Here is a 25,797-nt window from a genome sequence, read left to right as displayed (position 1 = left end):
ACGCGGCTAAAGTTTTGGTTCAGGAAAATCCCATGCATAACATTTACTTTCTGGCTCTGCTGCTGTTGCAGAGTGTATTAACCTTATCGGCTCAGGAAGCTGACATTGATGCTCACAGTGGCCATCAGCACGCCACTACTGCGCAGCAGCCAAGCGTATTACCGCAGGCTGGCGCACTGTATGCCTGCCCAATGCACCCGCACATCAAGCAAGATACGCCAGGCAATTGCCCGATTTGCGGTATGGATTTAGTACTGCAGCGCCAGCAAACGTCAGCAGTGGTTAGCGTTAATGGCGCTATGCAACAAGCGCTGGCTATCCGCACTGAAGCGGCCGCGCCGCGTACCTTATGGCGCTTCATTGAAACCTTTGCCCAGGTGCAATATCCGGAGGATGCCATTCACCACAGCCATATCCGCGCCGAAGGCTGGATAGAGCAACTGTATGTGCGCAGCTTCGGACAGCGTGTTAAGGCTGGCGATAAGCTGTTTAGCTATTATGCGCCGGATTTACTGGTGGCGCAGGACGATTATCTGCAAGCGCTGTCTGTCAGTATGCAAAACGGTCAGCGCAGTAGCAGCTTATTGCAGCGTGCCGAAACCCGGCTACGCCTGCTTGGCCTGACCGACAACGATATTAATCAGCTTAAGCAAAGCCGGCAAAGCCGGTATCACATCACTGTCTATGCGCATCAGGACGGGGTGGTCACCATGTTAAATGTGCGCGATGGCATGTATATCAGCCCGGGTGACACCTTAATGGAAATCACCAGCTTAAACCGGGTCTGGCTGCTGGCCGATGTGCCTGAAGCCCAGCAAAGCTGGCTGTTTGACGGCATGAGCGCCGAGGTTGATATCCCTTCCCGGCAAATCAGCGCCATTGAAACAGTGGTCGATTATATCTACCCGGCATTAGATGCCCAAAGCCGCAGCAGCAAGGTGCGGCTGAGCCTGGACAACAGCCAGCAGCTGCTTAAACCCAATATGCTGCTGCCGGTGCGGCTGTACGGCGGGCCGCTTAAGGATGTGCTGGCAATACCGCGCGACGCTGTGCTGCTAACAGGTAACAGCAGCCGGGTGGTAGTGCAGCATGGCGATAGCTTTAGCGTGCGACAAATTACCACCGGCAGCAGTGCTCAGGGCTATGTGCAGGTGTTGTCCGGCTTGCATGAAGGCGAGCAGGTGGTAGTGTCCGGCCAGTTTTTACTGGACGCCGAAGCCAGCCTGAGCCAGTTGCCAGCCAGCAACGTTCACCAGCACCAGGGGCTACGCGATGATTAACGCCATTATCCGCTGGTCGGTGCAAAACCCGTTGCTGGTGCTGCTTAGCACCCTGGCGCTGGCGCTGTTTGGTTATCAAGCCAGCCAGCAACTAAAACTGGATGCGCTGCCAGATTTATCCGACGTGCAGGTGATCATTAAAACCAGCTATCCGGGCCAAACCCCGGAAACCATTGAGCAGCAGGTTAGCTATCCGCTGTCCACTGCCTTGCTGGCGGTCCCCAAGGCCAAAGCGGTACGCAGCTTTTCCATGCCGAACGACAGCTATCTGTATGTCATATTTGAAGATGGCACCGACCCGTACTGGGCGCGCTCACGGGTGCTGGAATATTTGCAAACGGTCAACCTGCCAGCTGGTGCTAAAGCCACACTGGGGCCCGATGCCAGCGGTGTCGGCTGGATTTTCCAGTACGCCCTGACCGCCCCCAGTGCCGATATATCACTGGAGCAGCTTAGCAGCCTGCAGCAGTTTTATTTAACGCCAGAGCTGCAAAGCGTCGCCGGTGTCGCCGAAGTGGCCAGTATTGGTGGCATGGCGCTGACTTATCAATTGCAGCTTGAACCACGCTTAATGCGGGCCTACAACGTGACACTGGCACAGGTGATCAGCGCCATTAACAACCACAACCAGCAGCAAGGCGGCAGCATTATTGAAGTGGCTGAAACCGAGCTGCTGGTGCAGGCCGGTGACTATATTCAGTCACTTTCTGATTTAGCGGCCGTGCCACTGGGCGTGCGCAATAGCGCCGACTATCCGTTAACCCTGGCGGATATTGGCACTGTGCAGCAAGTCCCGGCCGCCCGGCGCGGCATTGCTGAGCTAAACGGCGACGGCGAAGTGGTGGCCGGTATTATTGTCATGCGCCACGGCGAAAACGCCCTTAGCACCATCGCCGCGGTTAAACAGAAACTGGCTGAGCTGAAAAATGGCCTGCCAGACGGCATTGAGCTGGTAACGGTGTACGACCGCTCTGAGCTGATTGAAAACACCGTGAATAACTTAAGCCAGAAGCTTCTGGAAGAAATGGCCGTGGTCGCGCTGGTGTGTTTAGTGTTTTTATTGCACGCCCGCTCTGCGTTGGTGGCGGTGATCAGTTTGCCGCTGGCACTGCTGGCCAGTATTTTACTGATGCAGCTGCTGGGTTTTAACGCCAATGTGATGAGCCTGGGCGGTATCGCCATTGCTATAGGTGCTTTAGTGGATGCCTCTATCGTGATGGTAGAGCATGGCCATAAAAAGCTGGAGCAGGCCCGTGCCAACGGTCGTCAGCTGAGTCACTCCGAGTTTCGCCAAACCATTATCGATGCCTGTCTTGATGTCGGTCCGGCGCTGTTTTTCTCCTTGCTGGTGATCACCGTCAGCTTTTTACCGGTGTTTATGTTAGAAGCACAGGAAGGCCGTTTATTTGCGCCGTTGGCTTACACTAAAACCTTTGCCATGGCCGCCGCGGCTATTTTGGCGATTACGTTAATTCCGGTGCTAATGCTGTATCTTCTACGCGGCAAAATTCCGTCTGAGCACAGCAACCCGTTAAGCCGGCTGTTGATAGCCTTATACACACCGTTGTTAAAGCTATGTCTGCGCTTTCCAAAGACGTTAGTGCTACTAAGCGTGCTGGCGCTGGCGTCCAGCTTGCTGCCATGGCAGCGCTTATCCAGCGAGTTTATGCCAGCCTTTGCCGAGGGCGACTTATTGTATATGCCCACGACCCTGCCCGGTTTAAGCCCGGCCACGGCAGCAAAACTGCTACAGCAAACCGACCGGTTAATAAAAACCGTGCCTGAGGTAGAAACTGTGCTGGGCAAAAGTGGCCGAGCCAATACCGCTACCGATCCGGCGCCGCTGACGATGCTGGAAACCAGCATTAAACTGAAACCGCAAAGCCAGTGGCGTGAAGGCGTAACGCTGAACGATATTATTGCCGAGCTGGATGCCACCGTGCAGGTACCAGGGCTCACCAACGCCTGGCTGCCGCCGATTAAAACCCGCATTGATATGCTCTCTACCGGTATTCGCACGCCTATTGGAGTCAGGGTCAGCGGGCCGGATTTAACCACGATCTCAGAGGTAGCGCAGCAGCTTGAGGCTGACATTAAGCAACTGCCTGGCAGCCGCTCAGTATTTGCCGAACGCGCTGAAGACGGCCTGTACTTACACATCAGCCCGGATTTACAGCAACTGGGCCGCTATGGCCTAACCCTTAGTGAGCTGCAGCAATATGTAGCTTTTGCTATTGGCGGCGCGCCGGTGGCGCAAAGCATTCAGGGCCGCGAGCGCTACGACATCAGCCTGCGCTTCCCGCGCGACTACCGCAGCCACCCGGATGATATTCGCAAACTACCGCTACAAACTGCCGATGGCGCTTATCTGTTGCTGGAGCAGGTCGCTAAGGTAGAGGTGGTGAACGGCCCGGTGATGATCCGCGCCGAAAATGCCCGTTTAACCAGCTGGGTCTATATCGACTTACCCGCTGACACCGAGCTTGGCAGCTATATCGACCAGCTAAAACAGTTGCTGGCACAGCAGCGTTTTCCGGCGCAGGTCAGCGTCAGCATTGGCGGCCAGTATGAATATATGCAGCGTGTTACCCAGCGGCTTGAGCAGTTGGTGCCCTTTACCCTGCTATTGATAGTGGTGTTACTGTACTTAACCTTCCGTCAGTTTAGCGATGTGCTGCTGGTGCTGCTGACCCTGCCGTTTGCCCTTAGCGGCAGCCTGTGGCTGCTGTACTGGCTGGACTACCAGTTATCGGTGGCGGTGGCGGTTGGCTTAATTGCACTCAGCGGTGTCGCCGCGGAGTTTGCAGTAGTGATGTTGCTGTATTTAAAACGGGCGGTAGATGAGCTTACGCCACAAAATCAACAGCAGCTGTGGCAGGCCATTATGCAGGGCGCCGTGCAGCGGGTGCGGCCCAAAGCGATGACGGTATTGACGATAATTGTTAGTTTATTGCCAATAATGCTCGGTAGTGGTGCCGGTAACGAGGTGATGCAACGTATTGCCGCGCCCATGCTGGGCGGCATGATAGCGGCGCCTTTGGTGTCGATGTTGCTGATGCCGGTGCTGTATTTTCTGCTGTTGCGACGGGGCTTGCCGGAAAAAGGATAAAGGCCGCTAAGTCAATCGCTGCACGAATCTGTTCATGAGGATGGCATGCCCGATTTGGGCGTCACAGAGTGTCTGAGCCCTGCCGCAGGCAAAAGGGCGAGTTGCTGTGGCGAGCCAAATAGGGTCTTGGCATCCTCGCGTGTTCACTGATGCCAACTTTTGCGTCTATTTGCCGGAAGCACTGCCCCGCTCTGCTCGCCTCAGCGGGGTTTCGGGCAATCCTGCCCTCAACCAGGCGGGCCAGCTACGCTGACCAACTTCGTTCCTGACGAATTTGTCACCCGCCTTCGCTAACGCGAAATGGGTCTGAGGCTACGCGTTCGGGGCAGTGCTTCCTGCTTTGGGCTTTAGTTTTTGTCTGTTTGCAAGGTTACTTTCTGCCCTAATTGCACACCATGTTTAGCAAACCAACCGCGGGGCATTTCCAGCGCCGCAATCACCGGCTGCTGCGATGGCACCGGCGTTTTATCAAACGGCTCCAGCCTAATCAGCTCGGCAATGCGCCAGTCCGGGCCAATATAGGCCACATCCAGCGCCATGCGGGTATTGGCCATCCACAGCGATATTGCTGTGGGCTCAGCATATAGCAACAACATACCGGGGTCGGCACTTTGCTGAAACATCAGGCCCTGCGCCCGCTTTTCTGGCGTATCAGCCAGTTGCACCTGGATCAGCGTATCGCCAAGCTGCAGCGGCACCAGGCTAAAGGTTTCACGTGGCTGCCCGCTAGCAACGCAGGCCAGCAATGACAGTAAGAATGTCAGGCCAATAAACAGGCGCCTCATCATATTTTATCCTTCAATCAAGTAGCTTAGCGCTATACCGGCAAACACCAGCATGCCCACATAATGGTTATGTAAAAACGCCTGAAAACACCCCTGCCGGCCAGCTCTGGCAATTTTATACTGATAAACAAAACAGCCGGCAGCAGCCAACAAAAACAGGTAATACACGATATGTAATCCGGCCAGATAGCCTACCGCCGTTAGCAGCACAAGTGTGCTCAGTTGTAGCAGAACGATAATCGGCAACACATAATCGCCAAATAAAATCGCCGTCGATTTAATGCCCACTTTAATGTCATCCGGCCGGTCGACCAGCGCATAATAGGTATCGTACGCCACTGTCCACAGCAAATTAGCCAGATACAGCAGCCACAATACCGGCGGCAGTTGAAACTGAATAGCCATAAACGCCATCGGCATGCCCCAGCTAAAAGCGGCGCCCAGAACCACCTGCGGCAAATGCGTGTAGCGCTTCATAAAAGGATAAACTGATGCCAACAGCAGTGCGACTAAGGATAGCAACACCGTTTGCCAGTTTAAAAACCACAGCAGGCTGGCACTTAGCGACAACAGCAGGGCAAACAGCTGCAGCGCCTCAGTAGCCGATACCGCACCGCTGGCCAATGGCCGCGCTTTAGTGCGCTCTACTGCGCCGTCCCAGTGGCGATCAGCGTAATCGTTAATCACACAGCCGGCGGCGCGCATTAACACCACGCCGACACTGAACACCACTAGCAAATGCAACGGCGGTATCCCCTCAGCCGCCAGCCACAGCGCCCACCAGGTTGGCCAGAGTAATAAATAGGTGCCTATCGGTTTTTCCAGCCGCATCAGCTGCAAATAGTAACGCCAGTGACCGCGCTTTAGTGCCAGTATCATGCAACCTTTGCCTGCAACTGCGCCGTCGCCGGCAAAAACACTTCGGCCACTAACAGCGGTAAGCCGTTAAGCTGAAATACCGAGCGGCGGGCATAACAAGGTGATGTGCCAGCCACGTCGCTTAATGACGAGCCAGACAGCTGCAGCTGTGCCACTTCGATAGTGCCGCGTTTTAAGTCTGGCTGCTGAAAAATATAATCACCCAACGGCCGCTCACCTAAATCGGCCAGCGGCTTAAAGCGATTAACAGTATGCTGCGGCAGCCAGCTTTGTGCATACACACAAGGCATATCATCACACCACAATATCACTTCGCGCAGCTGACCAGCGTCGGCATTTGGCAACAAGGGCCGCAAAAAGGCCGGCAAACGGGCGGCGCGCTCATTTAGCAGCTGCACCCGAAACGCGCTGCAATGGCGTTTTAAGCGGGCGGTTAACGAAGCGGGCTCCAAAATCCAGCCGGCAAGCTCTGCTGGCAGGCGCAGCGTTGCGGCATCCTGCCAATGCGCATCAAGAGAAATCAGGGCAATAGTCACAAGGTGTTATTCTGCTACGAAAAAGTCTGGCGGCATCATAACAACTTCGCTGGCAATTTTCAGCCGCCATCAGTACAGAAAACGGCTTACGGCAAAGCGGCATAACTGGTAAAATGCCGGCCTTAACGCTAAGGTTAGTGTCGACGCTGGCCATTTTTCCTAACTAAAAGTGATACTTATGCTAAAAATTCTGCCACTTTGTTTGTTGCTGTTAATTGCATTGCCAGCCACCGCGCAAGAACAACCGAAAGAAGTGGTGTATTACGGTTTTGACCCCGACATCGTCACCAACTATATTTCCGGCAATCGCCGCAGCCTCGGCTATATTCGCATCACAGTTGAGTTGATGCTGGAAGATAAAGCCTTTTTGCCGGCGATTGAACATCACGAACCGCTGATCCTCGACATTATTTACGGCACCATCAGCAAACAGCCGGAAGACAAAATTAAGTCCTTAACCGGCCGCGAAGAAATTCGCTTGGCGCTATTGGATCAGCTACAACAGGCGATGAAAAAAGAAGCCGGCAACCCTATAATCCGCGATATTCTGTTTACTAAGTATCTGTATCAGTAAGCTGCTGTTGCTGACCGTTATGCTTGCGCAATAACCAGGCCCAGGCAAAACCGGCCAGTAAACCACCCAGATGCGCCCAGTTGGCCATGCTTATCCACAGCAGGTCCATAAAGCCTAGCAGCAGCCACAACAACATAAAACCGGCCAGGCCATTGCTAATCGTCAGCCCCTGCGCCGGGTTCAAGCGTCCGGCCAGCCAGAAATAGCCAAATAAACCGTACACCACACCAGACATGCCGCCAAAATACGGATGTACAATAAAGTACTGCGCCGCATTAGACACCAGGGCGACCGACAAGCTGACATTCAACAATAAGCCACTACCGAGTTGCTGTTCAAACTGCCGCCCCAAATACAGCCACCAGGCCAGATTAAACACCAGATGGGTCAGCGTAAAATGCAGCAATATTGGCGTAAACCAGCGCCATAGCTGCGCTGGCTCGGTTAATTGCAGCGCCGCGCTGCTGGCTTGCCAGTCCAGTTGCTGCCAGCCATACACCAATAGACACAACACCAGCAGTAGCAGCGTTAGCGGTGCCTGCTGCCATAACTGCCGCAAGTTAAACGCCGGCAACACGCGCTCAGTGGCCGCCGCTGTCGGCTGACTGAGCTGCCAGGCCGCCGCCTGATAACGTGGATGCGCCGGCTGCTGCAAAAACCGCTTAAACTCTTCTTCAACCTGCGCCAGCTGCTCAGCGGCAGCATATAATTCGGCAAAATCGGGCCTTTGCACCACAGCACTTACCTGTAAGCCCTGCGTCAGGCAGTAGTCGGCAAATAGCTGAGCGGCAGCGGCTGAATTTAGCTCAGCAAACTTATTCAACCTTATCACTCACAAAAGGCAATTGGCTGCGCCAGCTTTCAAAGCCGCCGTCCATGCTGTACACCTGTTCAAACCCCTGCTGCGCCAGATACTGCGCCGCGCCCTGGCTGGAGTTACCGTGGTAACACACTACCACCACCGGCTGGTCAAACTCGTACTGCTGCATAAAGCCGTGCAGGCTACCGTTGGTCAGATGAAAAGCGCCGTTGATATGGCCGGCAGCAAAGCTTTGTTCATCACGGATATCGGCAATAACCACCTTACCCTCTGCCTGTAACTGCGCCGTTTCTGCCACTGATATATGTTTAAAATCGCTCATGCGACCTCCGTTAAAACAAAGTGCTTATAATACCGCACTCATGCACAATAAGCAGTAACCAGAATTCATACGGCGCCAGCCTACTTTAGTGCTAGTTCTGCAGATAACGCTGGACACTGATTAAACTATTGTTAACAATAGCAACTAAAAATTATGTCCTCCCGGAGTTGTTATGACCAGCCTGATTATTCTGGCAATCCTCGTTGCTATCGTGTTTTGGGTTATCAGCATTTTTAATCAGCTGGTAAAACTAAAAAACCGTTTTCAAAATGCCTTTGCCCAAATTGAAGTACAGTTAAAACGCCGCTATGACCTAATCCCTAACCTGGTTGAAACAGCCAAAGCCTATATGGCGCATGAGCGCGATACGTTAGAGGCCGTGATCAGCGCCCGCAATGCCGCTATGGCCGGCCTGAAAGTGGCGGCGAACAACCCTGGCGATGCCAGTGCAATCAGCCAGCTGGCCGGCGCCGAAGGGGCGTTGCAAAGTGCCATGAGCCGGTTAAATGTGGTGATGGAAGCCTACCCCGATTTAAAAGCGAATCAAAACATGATGCAGCTGTCAGAAGAGCTGACCAGCACAGAAAACCGCGTGGCGTTTGCCCGCCAGGCCTTTAATGATGCGGTAACCGATTACAATAGTTATAAGCAGAGCTTCCCACCGGTATTGCTGGCGCCCAGCTTTGGCCACGCCACTGATGCCAAACTGCTGGAGTTTGCCGACAGTGCCGCCATTCAGGCAGCACCTAAAGTTAGCTTCTAACCACCACTACGCCGCGCATGAGCAGTAATTTTTTTGCCCAGCAAGATTTGGCCCGGCGTAATACCCGCATCCTGGTCGCCTTATTTACGCTGGCCGTGCTGCTGTTATTACTGCTGACGAATATTGTCACCCTTATCAGCCTGGGGTTGCTTGACCCGGCGTTTATCAGCGGCCCCTGGCAGTGGCAAACCTTACCCTGGCATCTGCTGGGCTGGGTCAGTCTGGGCGTTATTACCGCTGTCACTCTGGCAGTACTGTATAAATGGCAACAGCTAAAAGCCGGTGGTAAAGTGGTCGCCCAGTCGCTTGGTGGGGTACGTTTATCTGCGGATAGCTCAGATCCGCTGCAGCGCCGCTTACTTAACGTAGTAGAAGAAATGGCGCTGGCCGCCAACACCCCGGTACCACCGGTTTATTTGCTGCCCGAGCACAGCATTAATGCCTTCGCCGCCGGTTACAGCCCGGCCGATGCCGTGATCGGCGTAACTCAGGGCTGCCTGCAGCAGTTAAACCGTGACGAGCTGCAGGGGGTTATTGCGCATGAATTCAGCCATATCTTAAATGGCGATATGCGAATGAATATCCGCCTTATTGCGGTCCTCAATGGCATTTTATTTTTAGGCCACATTGGCTATTACCTGCTGCGTGGCAGCCGCAGCAGCGCCGTGCGCGCAGGCTCGCGCTCATCGGGTAATAAAAACAGTGGTGGCGGTGTGCTGGCGCTGGCACTGGGGCTGGTGGTTATTGGCTATGTCGGCTCCTTCTTTGGTAATTTAATTAAAGCGGCCGTCAGCCGTCAGCGCGAGTTTCTGGCAGATGCCAGCGCGGTGCAGTTTACCCGCAACCCGCGCGGTATTGCCGGTGCCTTAAAAGTCATTGGCAGCCACAGTAGCCACAGCAAAATTGCCCATGCCAATGCCGATGAAAACAGCCATCTGTTTTTTGGTGAAGCCATAAGCCGCTGGGCATCGATATTTGCCACCCATCCACCGCTGGCTACCCGGATTAAACGGTTAGAACCGCACTGGAACGGTAAGTTTCCAACACCACGTAACGCCCAGACCAGCGACAGTGACAGTGACACAGCAAGCAACCAAACGCACACTGTCAGCACAAGCAGCGCCGGCGAGCGCTTACAACAGGCACTGCCGCTGTTACTGCTGCACAGCAGCCGCCAGACCGAGCCGGCAATGGCCCTGGTATGTTGCATCTTACTGCAGCAGGACGACAGCATACGCCAGCAGCAACTCAGACTGATTAAAGAAATGGCGTCAGTGACGTTGTTGCAGCAGGTTGATCAACTGTGCGACGCGGTTGCCAGCCTGGACGCACTGCAACAGATACAGCTACTACAACGCCTGATGCCAGCGCTTAAGGCGTTATCGGAAGGCCGCTTTAAACCCTTTGAGCAATTACTGCACGCCTTGCTCGGCGCTATACCACAGCCAACGCTGGCACCCTGGCTGGTCAGCCAGTTTGTCGAGCACAACCTGGCGGTGCAGTTTGACCCAACACAAATTAGCAAACAATACTCCGCGAAAACGTTGGCGCAACTAACGCCTGCGGTTGGCCAGTTGCTGGCACTGGTCAGCAGCCTGGCCGGTGATAACAGCCAGCAGCAACAAGCCTGGCAGGCAGGTATTGCTGCGCTGGACATTAACCTGGACACCCGCTTACCTGCGGTTAATTTGTCTCAGCTGAGCCAGCAGCTGCCCGTATTACTGGCGCTGGCTCCGCTACAAAAGCAACGGCTATGGCAGGCGATTGAATGCTGTGTCAAGGCAGATCAATTGCTGCAAACGAACGAGCAGGCTTTATTGCTGGCGCTGGCGCTGCTGCTGGAAATGCCTTATCCAGCCAGCGAGCAGCCAGCTTAACCGACAATACCGGCTTTTACCGCAGTTCACCCTTTAGTCTTGCCGCGTTTTCAGCTAAAATTAGCGCCCATTTTTTCAGCAGGAAAACGTCATGACCGATAATCGCTTGTTTTTGTTGTACGATACGTCATTTGACGAGATGGATGCTGAAGGCAGCCCTGGTTTTGGCTATGTGCTGGTATTTAACAGCGACGATGCCCAGCAGTACCAGGCTGGTGAAAATCCCAACTGCGCCGCGGTATCTATGCTATTTACCGACCATGCCGATGGCAGTATCAGCGGCGATCTGCTTGGCTGGGCGCATCTGGATGCCGATATTTTTCAGCAATTTCCGCTCGGGCAGTTTTTCTTGCTGATGGAGCAAGCCGCCCAGGTGGCCATTAACGCATACCGTCAGGTGGGTCAGGTGCCTGACCGCCTGGTAGCACAGCACCTGGACGATGAAGAACTGATCCAATTTGATGTGCAGTTTAACGACCTGCAACTGAACGAGCAGCAAAACGAACAGCAATTGGCGCAGCAATTGATGTCAGGCCGGCCCTATCTGGACTCCTGATCCGCCCTGGCGCCAGCCGCGACAGAAACCGCTTTGCATTTAGGCGCCTCCGCTTTTACTATTAGCAGCAGCGCTATCACATTTCCGGAGAAGCAGAATGGCACAAGCCATTGATATGTCAGCCATTGAACAGGCATTAAACGGCTTTACCATACCGCCACAACCGGAAATTCTGCAGCATATCCAGCAGCAGCTGGACGCGCCCGAACCCAATATTAAGCGCATCGCCGCGTTAATTAACCTGGATATCGGCATTGCCGGTTTTACGTTAAAGGTGGTGAACTCGGCGTTTTTTGGCCTGCGGCGTAAAATTACCTCGGTGGAACACGCCTGTAAATTTCTTGGCGTTAACCGGGTACTAAAATTAGTCCGTAGCGTATTACTGCGCTTTACCCTGGCTGAGGGACAAAACGATAAATTCAGTTTGAAGCTGTGGGCGAACGCGCTGCAAACGGCCAACATCGCCATGACACTGGCCAAGCATTTTAACTTTGCGCAAGATGTGCAGGACGACTGCTATAGCCTGGGGCTGTTTCATAACGCCGGTATAGCGCTTATTTATCAGCAGGCGCCGCAATATGAGCAACTGATGCAGCAAGGCCTGCTGGCACAGCGCGGTTATAGCGAAATTGAAGAACAACACTTTGCTACCTGCCATGAAGTGCTGGGCTATTTAATTGCCGAGTCCTGGGGTTTAACGCCTGCACTATGCAATGTTATTGCCTATCACCACAGCCCGGCACTGATGCTCGAATCAGACAGTGAGCTGGAAAAGCAGCTATTTGCCTTGCTGAAACTGGCTGAACATTTTAGCGGTGAAAGCCGTCAGCTGTTTGACATTAGCCTGGATCCGGAGTGGGAACAGCACAAAAGTGCCATTTTAGACGTGCTGGAGCTGGAGCCGCTGCAACTGCCAGAGCTGGCCGAACTGCTACACCGCCAGCAGATCAGCACCATTTACGCGGTCTAGTGATGGCGCACCACAAACTTAACCTGCCAGAAAAGCGCTGCCCGGTGTGCGGCTTGTTATTTAGCTGGCGCAAAAAATGGCAGCGTAACTGGCATAGCGTCATTTACTGCTCTGAGCGCTGCCGCCGTAACAAGCCCCTGACGACCCAAAGCAACGCATGAAGATTATTCTGGCCCCGATGGAAGGCGTAGTCGATGCGCTGATGCGCGATATGCTAACCCGGATTGGCGGTTACGATTTATGTATTACCGAATTTATCCGCGTGGTCGACCAAAAGCTACCCGCGCGGGTATTTACCCGGCTGTGTCCTGAGCTATTAACCGGTGGTAAAACCTATGCTGGCACGCCAGTGCGGGTGCAACTGCTGGGGCAAGACCCGCACTGGCTGGCTGAAAACGCGGTACGGGCGGTCGAACTGGGCTCTCCCGGCGTCGATTTAAACTTTGGCTGTCCGGCAAAAACGGTCAACAAAAGCCGCGGCGGCGCTGTGCTGTTAAAAGAAACTAACCAGCTATATCAAATTGTTAAAGCGGTGCGCGATGCGGTGCCGGCGCAGTATCCGGTCAGCGCTAAAATCCGCCTCGGCTATGATGACACCTCACTCACCCTGGATAACGCCACGGCCATCGCCGCAGCCGGCGCCAGCATGCTGACCGTGCACGCCCGCACCAAAAGCGATGGTTACCGGCCACCGGCCTACTGGCCCTGGATCGCCAAAATAAAGCAGCATGTGACGATTCCACTTATTGCCAATGGCGAAATCTGGCAGGCCAGTGACGCCGCGCTTTGCCAACAGCAATCGGCCTGCTCTGACATTATGCTCGGCCGTGGCGCCTTAGCCATGCCTAATCTGGCGCAAAGTATCCGCACAGGCGAGCCGGCCATGCCTTGGCCAAAGGTACTTGAGCTGTTAATGCAGTACTCAGAATTTGAAATGTGCGGCGATAAAAGCCAGTACTACAGCAACCGCATTAAACAGTGGTTTAGCTATTTAAAGCTGCAATATCCGCAGGCCGCTGAGTTATTCAGCCAGCTAAGGGTACTACGTAAAAGCAGCGAGATCCTGGCCACGCTGCAGCAGGCTCTGCGAGAGGAAACTCGCCCAAAACAGGTTAGACCAGTATAAACTGGCGAAATGTTAGCCATCAGCCACCACAATCCAAAAAGCCGCTAAATAAAGACTATACTCCTCAAACAGTTAGTTTAAGGAGATAAGCCTATGCCAGTAAAAATAGCCGTGCTGATGGAAAGCCGGCCCGGCGAAAAGCGGGTGGCCCTGGTGCCTGCCGTAGCCGACAAACTGAGTAAACTCAGTTGCAATATCAGCATGCTAAGCGGCGCCGGCCTGGGCAGCAAACTGCCCGACGCTGCCTACAATGGCGTTGACATTGCCGGCACCGAGCAACATTTACTCAGTGACGCCGACATCGTGCTGGCAGTACAGCCACCCAAGCCCAGTGAAATTGCGCTGCTAAAACCGGGCAGCATACTGCTCAGTTTTATTTACCCGCACAAAGAGCCTGAACTGACCCGCTTATTATGTGAAAAACAGATCACCTGCTTTGCTATGGAGCAGGTGCCACGCATCAGCCGCGCTCAGGCGATGGATGCGTTATCGTCGCAGGCGGCACTGGCTGGCTATTATGCTGCGCTTTTAGGTGCCACTAAGCTTGCCCGTATTTTGCCGATGATGACCACCGCGGTGGGATCTATCCGCCCGGCACGTTGTCTGGTAATGGGCTTAGGCGTGGCCGGTTTACAGGCACTGGCTACGGCGCGACGTTTAGGTGCCATTACCGAAGGCTATGATGTGCGGCCAGAGACCAAAGAGCAGGCCGAATCACTGGGCGCCAAGTTTGTTGATACCGGCGTTGATGCCCGCGGTGAAGGCGGCTACGCCCGTGAGCTGACCGCTGATGAAAAGGAAAAAATTGCTGCCGTAATTACTAAGCATATCCAGCAGGCCGATATTGTTATTACCACAGCAGCGATACCAGGGCGGCCATCGCCAAAGCTGATTAGCAAAGCGCAGGTAGACGGCATGAAACTGGGTGCAGTCATCATCGACTTAGCCGCAGAAGGCGGCGGTAACTGCGAATACAGCGTACCGGGCGAAACGGTAACCCAAGGCCAGATAACTATAGCGGCGCCGCTAAATGTGCCCTCGATGCTGGCTGAGCATGCCTCAGAGCTGTATGCGAAAAACCTGCTGAATTTATTGCAGCTATTTGTTGTTGATGGCGCTATCAAGCTGAACTGGGATGACGAAGTGCTGGCAAAAACCGTGCTGACACATAACGGCGAAATTAAACCCGAAGCGGTAAAAGCCGCCCTGGCGCAACACTAATACAAGGTTATTACATTACTTATTGGGGAGAGTTATGGACTACACCACTACCATCTTAACCGGCTTTGTCGCGCTGTATATTTTTATGCTGGCCGCCTTTACCGGTTTTGAAATTATCGGCCGGGTACCGGCCATCTTGCACACGCCACTGATGTCCGGCTCTAACTTTATCCACGGCATCGTCGTGGTGGGTGCGCTATGGGCACTTATTAACGCCAGCTCACTGCCAGAGCAGATAATCGGTTTTATTGGCGTATTGCTGGGTGCCGGCAATGCTGCTGGCGGCTATGTCGTCACCGAGCGCATGCTGCAAATGTTTAAGCCCTCTAACGAACCCGGTAAGGAGTAACGCATGAATGCTGCCCTGCTTATCGACAGTAGCTACTTTGTGGCTGCCTTTTTGTTTATTTATGGTTTAAAACGCATGTCATCACCGCTTAGCGCCCGCTCCGGCATTGTCGTGGCTGGCTGGGGCATGCTGCTGGCAGTACTGGCCAGCTTTTTCTATACGCTGGATGTCAACGACGCGGCCAAACCGCACCTTAATACCAATATCGCTTTAGCCCTTATTGCACTGGCACTGGGCTTAGGCTGGGCCTGGCGCAGCGGCAAAAAAGTGGCGATGACCGAAATGCCGCAAATGGTGGCGCTGTATAACGGCATGGGCGGCGGCGCGGCGGCAGCCATTGCCGCTATCGAGCTGATTGGCTATAAAACCCACGGCACGGTGTCGCTGAGCCTGGCAGTACTGGGCGGTTTAATTGGCGCTATAGCGCTATCCGGCTCGCTAATTGCCTGGGCCAAACTAGACGGCCGCATTAACGGTACCCTGCGCTTTAGTGCATTACAGCTGGTAAACGGCAGTTTGCTGTTAATCCTATTGGCCATTGGCGGCTATATTATCTGGCACGGCGGCGCAGTCGCCTGGCCGCTGTTCGCCGTATTTTTTGCGCTGGCGCTAATTTATGGCGTAATGATGACGATGCCAATCGGCGGTGCCGATATGCCGGTAGTGATTTCCCTGTATAACGCCTTTACCGGCTTAGCCGTCGGCTTTGAAGGCTATGTGCTGAATAACCCGGCCCTGATGATTGCCGGTATGGTGGTTGGCTCGGCCGGCTCCTTGCTCACCTTACTGATGGCTAAAGCGATGAACCGCTCGGTCGCAAATGTGCTGTTTTCTAACTTTGGCGCGGCCAGTGATGAGGCCGAAGGCGAAATCGCCGGTAGCCAAAAACCGATTGATGCCGGCGATGCCGGTATTAATATGCGCTACGCGTCTAAAGTCATCATAGCGCCCGGTTATGGCTTAGCGGTGGCGCAGGCGCAACACAAATTGTTTGAGCTGGTAAAGCTGCTGCAGGATGCTGACGTCGAGGTGAAATTTGCCATTCATCCGGTGGCCGGCCGCATGCCGGGCCATATGAACGTGCTGCTGGCTGAAGCTGGTGTGCCGTACGACATTATCTTTGATATGGAAGATATTAACGACGAGTTTAAAGAAGCCGATGTCGCCATCGTTATTGGTGCCAACGACACAGTAAACCCGGCGGCTCGCACCAACAAAAGCTCGCCGATTTACGGCATGCCGGTACTGAATGTCGATATGGCCAAACAGGTGTATGTGGTAAAACGCGGCCAGGGCAAAGGCTATTCCGGCGTAGAAAATGCGCTGTTTTACGCCGACAATACTCAAATGGTCTATGGCGATGCGCAAAAGGTGATGGTCAATATGATCCAGGCCATTAAATCACTCGGCGGCGGCCACTAGGTCGCAGCTAGCTGCTGCTGGCAGAGTTGTGCCAGCGTTTGCAGCGCCCTTTGCAACCTGGCGTCCTGCACGACCGCGCAGTTAAGCCGGATAAAGTTGCCAAAGACAGAAGCTGCACCCGGCGCCGCGGGCGAGAATATTGTCCCCGGCGCTATGCTGATATGTTGCGCCAGCGCCTGCTGTGCCAGCAGGTTTGCATCAATTGGCGGCGGCAGCTCAAGCCACAGCACAAAACCGCCCTGCGGCTGGCTAACCCGGGTACCGGGCGGAAATAACCGGCCGACCTGGTTACTGATCGCGGCTAGTGCCAGCTGGTATTGCCCGCGAACCTGCTGCAGGTGACGCTGATACTGGCCATTTTTCAGCAGCTTCGCCACTGCCAACTGCGGCAGCGCCGCTGTGCTGATATTGCTGATAAACTTCAGGTACTCCAGCCTCGCCCTATGTTTTGGCGCTATGACCCAACCGAGGCGTAGATCCGGCGACAAGGTTTTGGAAAACGTGCTGCAGTAAAAAATATCGGCATCAGGCGCCAGTGCCAGACAACTGGCTGGCCTGTCGCCGCTAAAGCCTAGATCGCCGTAAGTATCATCTTCAATCAGCGGTATAGCACGCGCACTTAACATAGATGCAATCTGCTTTTTATGGCTATCGGGCATCAGGCTGCCCAAAGGGTTACTGTAGTTGGCAATTAACACACAGGCCTTTACCGGCCATTGCGCCAGCGCTTGCTGAAGCACCGCGGGTAACAGGCCCAGCCGGGGATCGCATGGCAAAGCCAATGCCTTTAGCCCGGCCGCTTCCAATGCCTGCAGTAAGCCATAAAAAGCCGGCGACTCTATCGCCACCACATCGCCGGGCTGTGTCACCGCTTTCAGGCTTAGCATCAACGCTTCCTGACAACCATTGGTAATAATCACCTGCTCAGGCGATACCACAGCACCGTGCAGCGCCATACGCCGGGCAATTTGTTGGCGCAATTCGATAGCACCACTACTGGCTTCGTAACGTAGCAAGCGCGCAGGCTCAGTTTTCACGGTGTGTTGCAGCGCTTTTTGCAGCGCATGCAGCGGTAAAAAAGCCGGTGCCGGCACTGCCGCACCCAGCGCCATATAGCGGCTATCGGCGGCAGCTTTGGATAAGGTTAACGCCATCTGCTGGCTGCTGACTATGCTGGGCATAGCCTGCGGCAAAGGGATATTGCTTAGTGGTGGCGGTTGGTAGCGCGCTTTAACAAAATAGCCACTGCGGCTAGTGGCACTCAGATAACCGTCAGCTTCCAACTGACGGTAGCTGGCCAAAACTGTCGCCACGCTAAGCTTGCGTCTTTTTGCCAGCTCACGTACACCGGGCAGCCGCTCGCCGCAGCGATACTGGCCCTGCTCTATTTGCTGTTGCAGCTGCTGAGCCAGTTGCTGATATAAAAAGCGCATGTGTCTCCGGTGGTCAGTTAACGTAGAAAGCTCTTTAGTGCCTGCCACAATGATGGCAGTACCGACAAGGCCAGCAAAGCGCCCATTAGCCGGTTAAACAGCCGCCGCTGCTGTGGCGCCGCCAGCAGGCGTTTTAATGCCGCGCCAAACAACAACCAGCTTCCGGTGCAGGGCAAGCCAATCAGTAAAAACACCAGCGCAATCAGTGCCAGCTGTTGCCAGTACACACCGTGCAGGCTGGTAAAAGCGGCGATAGCGCCGGTAATCATTACCCAGGCCTTGGCATTTACCCACTGAAACAGCAGCGCCTGCATAAAGCTTAGCGGCTTGCTGTTACCGGTTGCTATCTGCTCTGGCTCAGCGCTGGCAATCTTCCAGGCCAGATAGAGCAAATACCCTGAACCCGCCACTTTAATCAGCTGGTGCAGCAACGGCTGCTGTAACAACAACCCGGCGCCCAACCCCACTGCCAGCAGCATCAGCAAAAAGCCCAGCTGAATACCGGCCAAGTGCGCCAGGCTTTTTTGCACGCCGTAGTTTAACCCCGACGACATAATCATAATATTGTTCGGCCCCGGCGTAATGCTGGTGGCAAAGGCAAAAAATACCAAAGCCCAAAATAATTCCATCTGCACTCTCCACTGCTGTTTGCTATCAGCCAGACAATAGCGCCGCAGGCCAGTAGAAACTAGACACAGTAGCCAGACAAAAAAAGCAGTACAGATCAACCAAAGTTTAAACCAAAGCAGTACAGTGGCAAGCCCACTGCCTTTATTAGCTGGTACGGCAAAATCACACCGCAGACAAAACAGCGTTTGACTTTCACTAGTCAGGTTGTAAAAATGCGTAAATTGTAAAATTGTTGTTTAGAAAAAGCGCTTTTTATAAACAAGGTGGCAGGATGCAAGACCGGCAATACGATGGCGTAATACTGGAAGATAAATGGGGTAAAACCTATCTGTGCAGTACTTGTTTATTTGCCTATGCCGATTTAGGTGAGGATCACGTCACAGAGGTTAAAGACAAGGTTTTTGGCGGTTATTTTTTGCACGATCTGGAACCGCATTGGAATTTACGCAAAATCTGGGCAGACATGTATCAGCACGCCAAGCCCTGGGCTTTTGATTTATCGAAGTTTAATGATTTTCAGTTGCGTGATGCGCTGCTTGAAATCTTCGCTGCTGATGAAATGCGTATTTGGCAACTTTCCGAAGGCTGGGGCGCGCCACCAGAAGGCAATGGCATAGGCGAAGGCGGCCTAGCGCCCACCAGCAGCAGCGGTGCAGGCCCGGCGCCGGCAGCTAAAGCCGCCAAACCGAAAGGCGGTGGTATGGTGCCAGAAGTAACTGCAGCATCAGCTATAGCCAGCCACCAATCCACGGTCGTGCCTGAGGCTGTTCTGGACAAGGTTAAACTACGTCAGCTACGTTATCAGGAGCGCCAGACACTGCTGAGTAACACGGCAGGCATATCTGAAGTACAGCAAGCGCATGAACGGCTCAATTTTAATAACGACAATATTCTGCGGGCAGAAGCAGCACAGTATGTGTACAAAGTAGATGAGTTTAACCGTGGTGCATTAGATGTATTACCAGAAGCGCCGCCAGGGCTGCAAATAATCAACCCTGAAGACATAGGCCTTAATCAAGAGCACTTCACTAATCAACAATCTGGCTTTGGCGCAGCGTTATTTAAGTCAGAGATCAATGGTGAAACCATGCTAACGTATCGCGGCACCAATAACGCGGTAACGGGCAAGCAGGACTGGTTAACGAACCTTAAGCAAGGTAGTGGGTTGGAAACAGCACAATATAATCAGGCAATGGATTTAGCATCAAGTACCCTGCAAATTCTTGGAAATGATTTTACCATTGTCGGCCATTCGCTTGGCGGTGGCCTGGCATCGTCAGGCGTAGCCGTAACCGGTCAGCCAGGTTATACCTTTAATTCTGCAGGCTTACATCCAAAAACTGCTGGCCGCCAGAATGGGTTATCTATTGCCGATGCTTCTAAGCTGATTACCACCCAGGCCGTTAAAGGTGAAGTATTAACTATGGCGCAAAGCCTGGGCACTAAAGCCGTACTTGCCGGCGCCGCTGCCGCTATCGGCGGCCCCATTGTTGGCCTGCTGGCGGCTATAGGCATTACTGCCTTTAATGCTTTACCCAAAGCCGCTGGCACTATGCTAGATTTGCCCAGCGTTAAAGGTGGCAACCCGATAGCAAAACATGGCATGGATCAGGTGATTGACGGCATAGAAGCGCAAAAGGCTGAAGATATCGAAACACTGTCAGGTTTTTCAAAGGCTTACAATGGCTAGAATAAAAACACCCATTTTTACGGCAATAAAACTGGTGCCAGTTTTAATTATTATGCTTGTTGGCCTGCTTAGCAGCTGCAATTCAGAAGGAAAGAATATGAAAGCCGAGTTATTTTTTGATACTAAAATGGTTGAGCTGCTACATGCCATTCAACGGCAGGATACTGCCAGCGCTAAGTCCATGTTAGCGCAGGGTATCGACTTCAATATCCGTGGCGATGAAGGTATTACCCCACTGCTTTGGTTAATTATGCAAAAAGACACTGATGCCGTTGAGTTGGCCCTGCAGTTAGGGGCTGATGCTAATTTCCCTGCCATGGTCAGCATAAACCGTGACGGGCCAAAGCCCGCCCAACCGTTGGCGATTATTGCCGGCGATGGTGACAACAAGCTATTTAGCTTATTACTAAAATACGGTGCCAGCCCGGACTCCCGAGACGAATCTACTGGCCAACCCGCTATCTTTGGCACCATAGGCCATGATAACTGGCAGCAATTCAACCTACTGTTGGAATATGGTGTTGATATTAATGCTACAGATAACTCAAAACGTAATGCTGCACTATATGCAGCTTCTTTACTGAAATACGACTTTGTTATCAAAATGCTTGAGCTAGGTATTGAATACAACATCCCTAACAAAGGAGGTGTTACATTGGCTCACGCTATTGAAACATTGTTTGATATTAATCGCAGGAATCCTAACTATAATCTAAGTACAGAAGTACACACAGCAAAAAAAATGCTGGAAGACAAAGGAATAAGCTTCCCACCTCCAACACCAAAAGAAATCCGGGCACAGCATAATCAATAACGGAGTTAATTTGCTGCGGTTGATGCTTAAGCTTTTTTATTGGTTTTAAATCAATGATTTTTTTGCATTTCAACAAGTTTTTGAGGCTGGTGCAACATCAAGCGCTGATATGACGCTAACAAAAACTTAAGAGATAGGAGTGAGCAAAATCAAAGAACCGTTAAAAACGATATTGAAAAAATACTGCCATGTCGAATGCTACGATCCCAACTTAATAAGGGAGGCCATCATTACAGGGAAAGGATTCCCCTATGACGTAGAGCTATTTAAAACGCAACTGCGTGAAGCTATCGACTATAAGCTCATTTCAACTAATGAGTATGAAGAGTTAACTGAAGAGGATTTCGATTCTGACGAGGACCTACAGCTTTGGTTAGAGAAATTTTTCTCCGAAATTTCTGACGTTATTTAATACCCGGAACAAAACTACCTGAAACAGCCTGAAAGAGATCCCTTATGCTGTATGAAATTGCCATAGCCGATGCCTACGGTGCCGGATTCGAGTTTGCCGCCCCAGAGCTGATTGCCCGGCACAATGACCTTAGCCACTATATTCCACATCAGCTATACGGCATGCTTGGCAACTATACCGATGACACTCAAATGAGTATGGCACTGGCCGAGTTGTTAATAGCCGATGCAGACTGGACTGCACTAAACATTGCCGATCAGTTCGTAAAATGTTTCAAACGAGACCCTCGTCAGGGGTACTCAAAAGGGTTTTATGCCGTATTGCAACAAGTTGAAAATGGCCAGCAGTTACTCACTACGCTGCGCGCTCTTAGTAGCCGCAACGGTGCGGCTATGCGTGCTGTACCGCTGGGTATAATTGCCAATAAGCAGCAGCTGTTAGCCTGTGCCAAACAACAAGCTGCTATTACTCATAACACCCCTGTTGGCATAGCCAGTAGCTGTGCCGTCGCGCTGGCAGCGCATTATGGTTTGTACCAACTGGGCGAGCTATCGCAGCTGCCCGCATTTTTGCAAAGCGAAGGTTTTGCTGACTGGAATTACAACTGGCAACAAGCGGTAACGGTAGAAGCTTTTGATACCGTAAGTGCCGCATTAAGTTGTTTGTTACGCCATGACAACCTGGCTGATTTATTGCAGAGCTGTGTGGCGCTGTCGGGCGATACCGACAGTGTGGCAGCGATCGCCGTGGGTATTGCCAGCTGTTTTACCAGCTATAGAAAAAACCTACCCGAACAGCTGAAACACAATCTGAATGAGCCTAAGTATGGACTGTCTTATCTGGCAGAATTGGATAAAAAATTATTAGCCAAGGTAAACCGTTTGGTGGTAAAGGAAGTAATTTGACAGGCGGGCTACTTTGAAAAAAATTAGTGCAGATTCAATTGGAGTAATTCCGGCATATGTCAGAGGACAGGAAGAGCATGGCTTAAGCTACTTTCTCTGGGAAGATGTCTATGCTGTTGGGGCGCAATGCGCCAATTGCCAGACTATTATCTGGCAAAATCCGCTAACTAACCCAATTTTAGCTGCAACGAAGCCCAGACAAATTGCTGATTCCGGACCGCAGTACACTGCGAACTATCAACAAAATATTCAACGCTTTCTTAAGTCTCAACCATCTTGTCCGCAGTGCGGAGACAATCATTTCGACTTGTTTGTGAATAACGTAAACTTCCCACGTTTTGCTGACGGTGCTGTGTTAGATGAAGGCACAGCAGTAACTATCAATGAACAACCTAAAGCTCAGATTTGGTGGTTGGGGTAGTTAGTTCACATAAGGATGCTTGAACAAGGTTAATGCTCGCAATGCGTATTGGAGTAAGATATATGAACAGCTCATTTCAACCTGTAAGCGCAGACTCCTTTCCGATGCAATACGGTGGTTGGACGAAGCAGGAAAAAGTTAATTATTGGAGCGAACAGCTTTATCGCATAAGACGGCATGCCTCAGAAGATGGCGCGCCTTTAGATAGCGTGTTTAATGCAAAATTGATCGAGCATATGACTAACATTGACGCCAACATTCTGAATTTGTTACCCGAAATTCTGATACAACTGGCCAAAATGGAAATGACGGCAACGGCCCCAATTTTTGCAGCCTTTACTGCCAGAACACAGATTGCTCTGACCGAAACCGCCTAACCCTGAGTATTAGTTACGGGCGCTGACTCGACAGCACTTAACGAGGCTATAAATTACTGGTGACTATTTTTGTCAACCACTTAACATAAACAGCGAGTGTGGAATATATTGCGGCAGTTAACACCAAGAGATACAGCAGATATTGCAGAATTCAAAGAAACGACAGGCTATGCGCTTGTCGCATTAGAACGCTATTTATCTGGCGAATGGCAATGGCATCAGCTTTGGGACTTTAACTTTGAACATGTCACCCCCTTGAATCTTCAGTGTCGATGCAAATTTGAAGGGCTTCGGGCGTCTGGCAGACGCGAAGGATACCCACGCAGCATTCAGCAACTAGAGAGCCTGGGTTGCTCTTTCACTCTAATCGGGGTCAGGCAAAGCTGGTTTGAAGACGCCTATTACCAGTGTTCATGCGGACAATACTGGAAAGAAGTGTTTGTTGAAGCGATGCAGTACATGGGGAACCATGCCTATCCAATAGAGCCGGCAGCCATAGATAATGCGAAGCTGCTGCACAAAAAATAGAGATGAGCACTGAGATAATTAAACACAAGCATTTGTCAGATCATTTTCTAGTCAGAGACAGCATGAATGGTTCAGTATCTGAGGTGAATGCATTACCACCTGGTCAGCAGCCAAGAAAAAAAGCCGCGTATATTAAACAGGATGGCAAATTTATTGGTGTCTATGCCTCGGGAAAAGGGCCTGTCATGTTTATTAATGAAACTGTGCTGCCATTTATTAATCCGTCATGGACTGCAACACTAGCTAAGCTTAACGGCCATAACCAATTTATCGTACAGCAAGATGGTAAGGAACTTTTCAAAGCCGATTATCAACCACCTGCAACGGACGACCTTGATCCATGGTCAGATGCCGAATCGGTAGACCTGTTCAGCTGGATTGCAGCCAAACGGCATGATAAAGAAATATTTCAAATGTGGACAACAACATAAATAAGTTCAGCGCTACCAATACATCTGTAAAAGGCAACTCAGATTGTGTTGCAGGCCATCAGATTGCACTTTATGCGCAGGATGGTCAGCTCATGCTGCAAATTGACAGTCAACTCTGGCCATTATCGGCACCGCATTTAAAGCTACACTTTTACCATGATGTGAGAAAGCGGCAAACCCACTTTGCCATAACATCGCCGGCTGGTGATTTTGCTATCGATTATCCGGCTTGGTGGGCTGAGATCCCAGATTTTGTGCCGGTAGAGCCAGAAATGGATAAAGATGAGGATTATCTGGCGTACATCTACGAAGTCTGGCAAACACCGTCTCTTCAGCAGGCACTGTTAAAAAGATGGACGGCTTAAAAAGTTTACCGAGTCCGCCTGCGGGGATTGAGCTTATTGCTCAAGTAGAGGACCTGATAAACTATCCCGGACGTTATTACTCTTTCTTCAAACAAGACAAATATTTATCCATTTGCCGCCACAGAATGATAAAACCCAAAAACGGTGCAAAGTTTCAGACTACGTCTCAATTTGACGCACCTTTAGAAATACTTCCTTGGTTTATTCACAAGCTTAATTTCTTTCGTCTAATGCCCCATGAGGGTGGCCTACCGCATGGCAAGATCATGACGGATGAGGGAGCAGTAGCAAAAGAACAATTAGCATTATGCAGACTAGCGAATGCTGGCAATGACAGTGGTGACGCCGGCTATCAGATTAATAACCTCTCCAGAGCCGATCGTAAAGCGCCAAGTACTTCTCAGGAAATTTCTTTTTCAGACAGCCTGTTATTCGATGGCGGTCTGCTGGCAACATGGAGTGCTCTTGCTGAAAAATATCAACATAATAACCTTTAGCTGGAGTTTTCAACCTGAAAGAGTGTAATCTGCGTGACCTTTTAAAATCTGCAGATGGCAGCAGATAAGTTGATTGCCGCCATTAATAACATCTGTTTTGAAAGAAAGGCGGTTAATGATGCCTAGCATATTTAAACATTTAGGTCTGATAGATTATTCCAATATACCAACCGACTACGTGTACATAGGTACGTTACCCAATGCGCTATCATCACCCAACAGAGAGATAGTCAGTGACATATTTATCGGTAAAGGGCTTTTTATTGTCAGAAAAGAAGGTCGCTTAGCCAATGGTAAAAGAAACAGCATAACGCAGTTTGAAATGCCATTAGATGCTTTAAGCTGGGTGCTAGAGTCAATAGAAACCATGTTTGAGCGCAAGCCGTCACTGGGCGGTCTGGCAAAAGATATACAACATACTGATAAAGCGTTTGACGGTGAAAATATTGAACTACGTTATGGCGTTTCTGTGGCAGGTGAAGGCATAGGAGGCTATACCGTGACAAATTTCAGCCGTGACTGCCATATCCTGCCGGGTGAAGCTGCGCAAACTTTTTCATTTGCATTAACCATTTGGCAAGACCACGCGCGGGCTATATTTAAAGATATTATTAAGCGTCAGCTTGCGGGTGAGTTTGCTTAAGAAACTGCAGGTAATTCATTGACATATCTAAGAACTGATTTACTTGAAAATCATCATATTGT

Annotated in this window: 30 protein-coding genes; 23 read left to right on the top strand and 7 right to left on the bottom strand. The window is 51.7% G+C overall.

The features are described 5' to 3' along the window. Positions 1-32 precede the first annotated feature (32 nt). The gene (locus EYB30_RS03095) at positions 33-1,280 is read left to right on the top strand and encodes an efflux RND transporter periplasmic adaptor subunit (RefSeq protein WP_166836986.1); all 1,248 of its coding nucleotides are present in this window, start codon (positions 33-35) and stop codon (positions 1,278-1,280) included. Then, on the top strand, positions 1,273-4,389 hold the full coding sequence (locus EYB30_RS03090; RefSeq protein WP_166836984.1) for an efflux RND transporter permease subunit: 3,117 nt from the start codon (positions 1,273-1,275) through the stop codon (positions 4,387-4,389). Before EYB30_RS03095 ends, EYB30_RS03090 begins: the two co-directional genes overlap by 8 nt. A 347-nt stretch (positions 4,390-4,736) precedes the next feature. Here EYB30_RS03090 and EYB30_RS03085 read toward each other — a convergent pair whose 3' ends face one another. From EYB30_RS03085 to EYB30_RS03075, 3 genes are read right to left on the bottom strand one after another with little or no spacing between them, the layout of a single operon-like run. Continuing rightward, positions 4,737-5,177 (bottom strand): DUF192 domain-containing protein, encoded by a 441-nt coding sequence (locus EYB30_RS03085; protein WP_241697947.1) that lies wholly within the window; start codon positions 5,175-5,177, stop codon positions 4,737-4,739. Positions 5,178-5,180: 3 nt separating this feature from the next. Then, the gene (gene ubiA, locus EYB30_RS03080) at positions 5,181-6,053 is read right to left on the bottom strand and encodes a 4-hydroxybenzoate octaprenyltransferase (RefSeq protein ID WP_166836982.1); all 873 of its coding nucleotides are present in this window, start codon (positions 6,051-6,053) and stop codon (positions 5,181-5,183) included. Continuing rightward, entirely contained in the window at positions 6,050-6,589 is a 540-nt protein-coding gene (locus EYB30_RS03075) for a chorismate--pyruvate lyase family protein (protein WP_166836980.1), read from the bottom strand. Before EYB30_RS03075 ends, ubiA begins: the two co-directional genes overlap by 4 nt. Positions 6,590-6,767: 178 nt before the next feature. Between EYB30_RS03075 and EYB30_RS03070 the strand changes: the two genes are divergently transcribed. Then, positions 6,768-7,163, top strand: a complete 396-nt coding sequence (locus EYB30_RS03070) for a flagellar basal body-associated FliL family protein (RefSeq protein ID WP_166836978.1) — start codon at positions 6,768-6,770, stop codon at positions 7,161-7,163. Here EYB30_RS03070 and glpG read toward each other — a convergent pair. Together glpG and glpE are read right to left on the bottom strand one after the other, a co-directional pair. Then, positions 7,144-7,986 carry a rhomboid family intramembrane serine protease GlpG gene (glpG, locus tag EYB30_RS03065; protein ID WP_166836976.1) on the bottom strand — a complete coding sequence of 281 codons (843 nt, stop codon included), beginning with the start codon at positions 7,984-7,986 and terminating at the stop codon, positions 7,144-7,146. The two genes, EYB30_RS03070 and glpG, sit on opposite strands and share 20 nt — an antisense overlap. Continuing rightward, on the bottom strand, positions 7,979-8,305 hold the full coding sequence (gene glpE / locus EYB30_RS03060) for a thiosulfate sulfurtransferase GlpE (RefSeq protein WP_166836974.1): 327 nt from the start codon (positions 8,303-8,305) through the stop codon (positions 7,979-7,981). Before glpE ends, glpG begins: the two co-directional genes overlap by 8 nt. A gap of 172 nt (positions 8,306-8,477) precedes the next feature. Between glpE and EYB30_RS03055 the strand changes: the two genes are divergently transcribed. The 9 genes from EYB30_RS03055 (at position 8,478) to EYB30_RS03015 (ending at position 16,589) form a co-directional block, all read left to right on the top strand. After that, a complete protein-coding gene (locus EYB30_RS03055) occupies positions 8,478-9,068 on the top strand; it encodes a LemA family protein (RefSeq protein WP_166836972.1) in 591 nt (196 codons plus the stop codon). A 17-nt stretch (positions 9,069-9,085) separates the two neighbouring features. Continuing rightward, positions 9,086-10,945 carry a M48 family metallopeptidase gene (locus tag EYB30_RS03050; RefSeq protein ID WP_166836970.1) on the top strand — a complete coding sequence of 620 codons (1,860 nt, stop codon included), beginning with the start codon at positions 9,086-9,088 and terminating at the stop codon, positions 10,943-10,945. Between the two features lie 91 nt (positions 10,946-11,036). After that, the gene (locus tag EYB30_RS03045) at positions 11,037-11,501 is read left to right on the top strand and encodes a hypothetical protein (RefSeq protein WP_166836967.1); all 465 of its coding nucleotides are present in this window, start codon (positions 11,037-11,039) and stop codon (positions 11,499-11,501) included. A 97-nt stretch (positions 11,502-11,598) separates the two neighbouring features. Next, entirely contained in the window at positions 11,599-12,471 is an 873-nt protein-coding gene (locus EYB30_RS03040; protein ID WP_166836964.1) for an HDOD domain-containing protein, read from the top strand. Between the two features lie 2 nt (positions 12,472-12,473). Then, a complete protein-coding gene (locus tag EYB30_RS18715) occupies positions 12,474-12,632 on the top strand; it encodes a DUF2256 domain-containing protein (protein WP_166836961.1) in 159 nt (52 codons plus the stop codon). After that, complete coding sequence (gene dusC / locus EYB30_RS03030; protein ID WP_166836958.1) at positions 12,629-13,597, top strand: tRNA dihydrouridine(16) synthase DusC; 969 nt, start codon at positions 12,629-12,631, stop codon at positions 13,595-13,597. The genes EYB30_RS18715 and dusC overlap by 4 nt, the downstream gene beginning before the upstream one ends. A 93-nt stretch (positions 13,598-13,690) precedes the next feature. Continuing rightward, positions 13,691-14,818: an NAD(P) transhydrogenase subunit alpha gene (locus tag EYB30_RS03025; RefSeq protein WP_166836956.1), complete on the top strand. Its 1,128-nt coding sequence runs from the start codon at positions 13,691-13,693 to the stop codon at positions 14,816-14,818. A gap of 34 nt (positions 14,819-14,852) precedes the next feature. Beyond that, complete coding sequence (locus EYB30_RS03020) at positions 14,853-15,167, top strand: NAD(P) transhydrogenase subunit alpha part 2 (protein WP_166836952.1); 315 nt, start codon at positions 14,853-14,855, stop codon at positions 15,165-15,167. A 3-nt stretch (positions 15,168-15,170) separates the two neighbouring features. Next, on the top strand, positions 15,171-16,589 hold the full coding sequence (locus EYB30_RS03015) for an NAD(P)(+) transhydrogenase (Re/Si-specific) subunit beta (RefSeq protein ID WP_166836949.1): 1,419 nt from the start codon (positions 15,171-15,173) through the stop codon (positions 16,587-16,589). On the opposite strand, the gene EYB30_RS03010 is transcribed toward EYB30_RS03015, so the two are convergent. After that, positions 16,586-18,022, bottom strand: a complete 1,437-nt coding sequence (locus tag EYB30_RS03010; protein WP_166836946.1) for an aminotransferase-like domain-containing protein — start codon at positions 18,020-18,022, stop codon at positions 16,586-16,588. The genes EYB30_RS03015 and EYB30_RS03010 overlap by 4 nt on opposite strands. Before the next feature lie 17 nt (positions 18,023-18,039). Continuing rightward, entirely contained in the window at positions 18,040-18,651 is a 612-nt protein-coding gene (locus tag EYB30_RS03005) for a LysE family translocator (RefSeq protein WP_166836943.1), read from the bottom strand. A 272-nt stretch (positions 18,652-18,923) separates the two neighbouring features. Here EYB30_RS03005 and EYB30_RS03000 point away from each other — a divergent pair, with 272 nt between their 5' ends. The 11 genes from EYB30_RS03000 (at position 18,924) to EYB30_RS02950 (ending at position 25,735) form a co-directional block, all read left to right on the top strand. Continuing rightward, entirely contained in the window at positions 18,924-20,342 is a 1,419-nt protein-coding gene (locus EYB30_RS03000; protein ID WP_206674553.1) for a Tle-like phospholipase domain-containing protein, read from the top strand. A gap of 97 nt (positions 20,343-20,439) precedes the next feature. Continuing rightward, the gene (locus EYB30_RS02995; RefSeq protein WP_206674552.1) at positions 20,440-21,156 is read left to right on the top strand and encodes an ankyrin repeat domain-containing protein; all 717 of its coding nucleotides are present in this window, start codon (positions 20,440-20,442) and stop codon (positions 21,154-21,156) included. A 139-nt stretch (positions 21,157-21,295) separates the two neighbouring features. Then, the gene (locus tag EYB30_RS02990) at positions 21,296-21,568 is read left to right on the top strand and encodes a hypothetical protein (RefSeq protein WP_166836935.1); all 273 of its coding nucleotides are present in this window, start codon (positions 21,296-21,298) and stop codon (positions 21,566-21,568) included. A 44-nt stretch (positions 21,569-21,612) separates the two neighbouring features. Beyond that, positions 21,613-22,473 (top strand): ADP-ribosylglycohydrolase family protein, encoded by an 861-nt coding sequence (locus EYB30_RS02985; RefSeq protein ID WP_166836932.1) that lies wholly within the window; start codon positions 21,613-21,615, stop codon positions 22,471-22,473. A 13-nt stretch (positions 22,474-22,486) separates the two neighbouring features. Beyond that, on the top strand, positions 22,487-22,894 hold the full coding sequence (locus EYB30_RS02980) for a hypothetical protein (protein WP_166836930.1): 408 nt from the start codon (positions 22,487-22,489) through the stop codon (positions 22,892-22,894). A 62-nt stretch (positions 22,895-22,956) separates the two neighbouring features. Continuing rightward, entirely contained in the window at positions 22,957-23,271 is a 315-nt protein-coding gene (locus EYB30_RS02975; protein ID WP_206674551.1) for a hypothetical protein, read from the top strand. Between the two features lie 108 nt (positions 23,272-23,379). Beyond that, the gene (locus EYB30_RS02970) at positions 23,380-23,799 is read left to right on the top strand and encodes a hypothetical protein (protein ID WP_166836927.1); all 420 of its coding nucleotides are present in this window, start codon (positions 23,380-23,382) and stop codon (positions 23,797-23,799) included. A 62-nt stretch (positions 23,800-23,861) separates the two neighbouring features. Continuing rightward, complete coding sequence (locus EYB30_RS02965) at positions 23,862-24,230, top strand: hypothetical protein (RefSeq protein WP_166836925.1); 369 nt, start codon at positions 23,862-23,864, stop codon at positions 24,228-24,230. A 92-nt stretch (positions 24,231-24,322) separates the two neighbouring features. After that, on the top strand, positions 24,323-24,595 hold the full coding sequence (locus EYB30_RS02960) for a hypothetical protein (protein WP_166836923.1): 273 nt from the start codon (positions 24,323-24,325) through the stop codon (positions 24,593-24,595). After that, positions 24,583-25,092, top strand: coding sequence for a hypothetical protein (locus EYB30_RS02955; RefSeq protein WP_166836921.1), 510 nt, complete (start codon positions 24,583-24,585; stop codon positions 25,090-25,092). The genes EYB30_RS02960 and EYB30_RS02955 overlap by 13 nt, the downstream gene beginning before the upstream one ends. 115 nt (positions 25,093-25,207) lie before the next feature. Next, positions 25,208-25,735, top strand: a complete 528-nt coding sequence (locus EYB30_RS02950) for a hypothetical protein (RefSeq protein ID WP_166836919.1) — start codon at positions 25,208-25,210, stop codon at positions 25,733-25,735. Positions 25,736-25,797 lie beyond the last annotated feature (62 nt).

This window comes from Rheinheimera pleomorphica (assembly GCF_011634895.1).
In the GTDB taxonomy this organism is placed as follows: domain Bacteria; phylum Pseudomonadota; class Gammaproteobacteria; order Enterobacterales; family Alteromonadaceae; genus Alishewanella; species Alishewanella pleomorphica.
Note: the sequence above shows the minus strand (reverse complement) of the source record. Positions and strands in the feature narration are given on the sequence as shown.

Excerpts from the sequence above, each read along its gene's own strand:
- EYB30_RS02975 (WP_206674551.1), top strand. The coding sequence starts at position 22,957 with ATGAACAGCTCATTTCAACCTGTAAGCGCAGACTCCTTTCCGATGCAA.
- EYB30_RS18715 (WP_166836961.1), top strand. The coding sequence starts at position 12,474 with ATGGCGCACCACAAACTTAACCTGCCAGAAAAGCGCTGCCCGGTGTGC.
- EYB30_RS02985 (WP_166836932.1), top strand. The coding sequence starts at position 21,613 with ATGCTGTATGAAATTGCCATAGCCGATGCCTACGGTGCCGGATTCGAG.
- EYB30_RS03095 (WP_166836986.1), top strand. The coding sequence starts at position 33 with ATGCATAACATTTACTTTCTGGCTCTGCTGCTGTTGCAGAGTGTATTA.
- EYB30_RS03005 (WP_166836943.1), bottom strand. The coding sequence starts at position 18,651 with ATGGAATTATTTTGGGCTTTGGTATTTTTTGCCTTTGCCACCAGCATT.
- EYB30_RS03045 (WP_166836967.1), top strand. The coding sequence starts at position 11,037 with ATGACCGATAATCGCTTGTTTTTGTTGTACGATACGTCATTTGACGAG.
- EYB30_RS03015 (WP_166836949.1), top strand. The coding sequence starts at position 15,171 with ATGAATGCTGCCCTGCTTATCGACAGTAGCTACTTTGTGGCTGCCTTT.
- EYB30_RS03055 (WP_166836972.1), top strand. The coding sequence starts at position 8,478 with ATGACCAGCCTGATTATTCTGGCAATCCTCGTTGCTATCGTGTTTTGG.
- EYB30_RS03040 (WP_166836964.1), top strand. The coding sequence starts at position 11,599 with ATGGCACAAGCCATTGATATGTCAGCCATTGAACAGGCATTAAACGGC.
- EYB30_RS02955 (WP_166836921.1), top strand. The coding sequence starts at position 24,583 with ATGGACGGCTTAAAAAGTTTACCGAGTCCGCCTGCGGGGATTGAGCTT.
- EYB30_RS02965 (WP_166836925.1), top strand. The coding sequence starts at position 23,862 with ATGAATGGTTCAGTATCTGAGGTGAATGCATTACCACCTGGTCAGCAG.
- glpE (WP_166836974.1), bottom strand. The coding sequence starts at position 8,305 with ATGAGCGATTTTAAACATATATCAGTGGCAGAAACGGCGCAGTTACAG.
- EYB30_RS03070 (WP_166836978.1), top strand. The coding sequence starts at position 6,768 with ATGCTAAAAATTCTGCCACTTTGTTTGTTGCTGTTAATTGCATTGCCA.
- dusC (WP_166836958.1), top strand. The coding sequence starts at position 12,629 with ATGAAGATTATTCTGGCCCCGATGGAAGGCGTAGTCGATGCGCTGATG.
- EYB30_RS03010 (WP_166836946.1), bottom strand. The coding sequence starts at position 18,022 with ATGCGCTTTTTATATCAGCAACTGGCTCAGCAGCTGCAACAGCAAATA.
- EYB30_RS03000 (WP_206674553.1), top strand. The coding sequence starts at position 18,924 with ATGCAAGACCGGCAATACGATGGCGTAATACTGGAAGATAAATGGGGT.
- EYB30_RS03085 (WP_241697947.1), bottom strand. The coding sequence starts at position 5,177 with ATGATGAGGCGCCTGTTTATTGGCCTGACATTCTTACTGTCATTGCTG.
- EYB30_RS02950 (WP_166836919.1), top strand. The coding sequence starts at position 25,208 with ATGATGCCTAGCATATTTAAACATTTAGGTCTGATAGATTATTCCAAT.
- EYB30_RS03020 (WP_166836952.1), top strand. The coding sequence starts at position 14,853 with ATGGACTACACCACTACCATCTTAACCGGCTTTGTCGCGCTGTATATT.
- EYB30_RS02960 (WP_166836923.1), top strand. The coding sequence starts at position 24,323 with ATGCTGCAAATTGACAGTCAACTCTGGCCATTATCGGCACCGCATTTA.
- EYB30_RS02995 (WP_206674552.1), top strand. The coding sequence starts at position 20,440 with ATGAAAGCCGAGTTATTTTTTGATACTAAAATGGTTGAGCTGCTACAT.
- EYB30_RS03025 (WP_166836956.1), top strand. The coding sequence starts at position 13,691 with ATGCCAGTAAAAATAGCCGTGCTGATGGAAAGCCGGCCCGGCGAAAAG.
- ubiA (WP_166836982.1), bottom strand. The coding sequence starts at position 6,053 with ATGATACTGGCACTAAAGCGCGGTCACTGGCGTTACTATTTGCAGCTG.
- EYB30_RS03050 (WP_166836970.1), top strand. The coding sequence starts at position 9,086 with ATGAGCAGTAATTTTTTTGCCCAGCAAGATTTGGCCCGGCGTAATACC.
- EYB30_RS03090 (WP_166836984.1), top strand. The coding sequence starts at position 1,273 with ATGATTAACGCCATTATCCGCTGGTCGGTGCAAAACCCGTTGCTGGTG.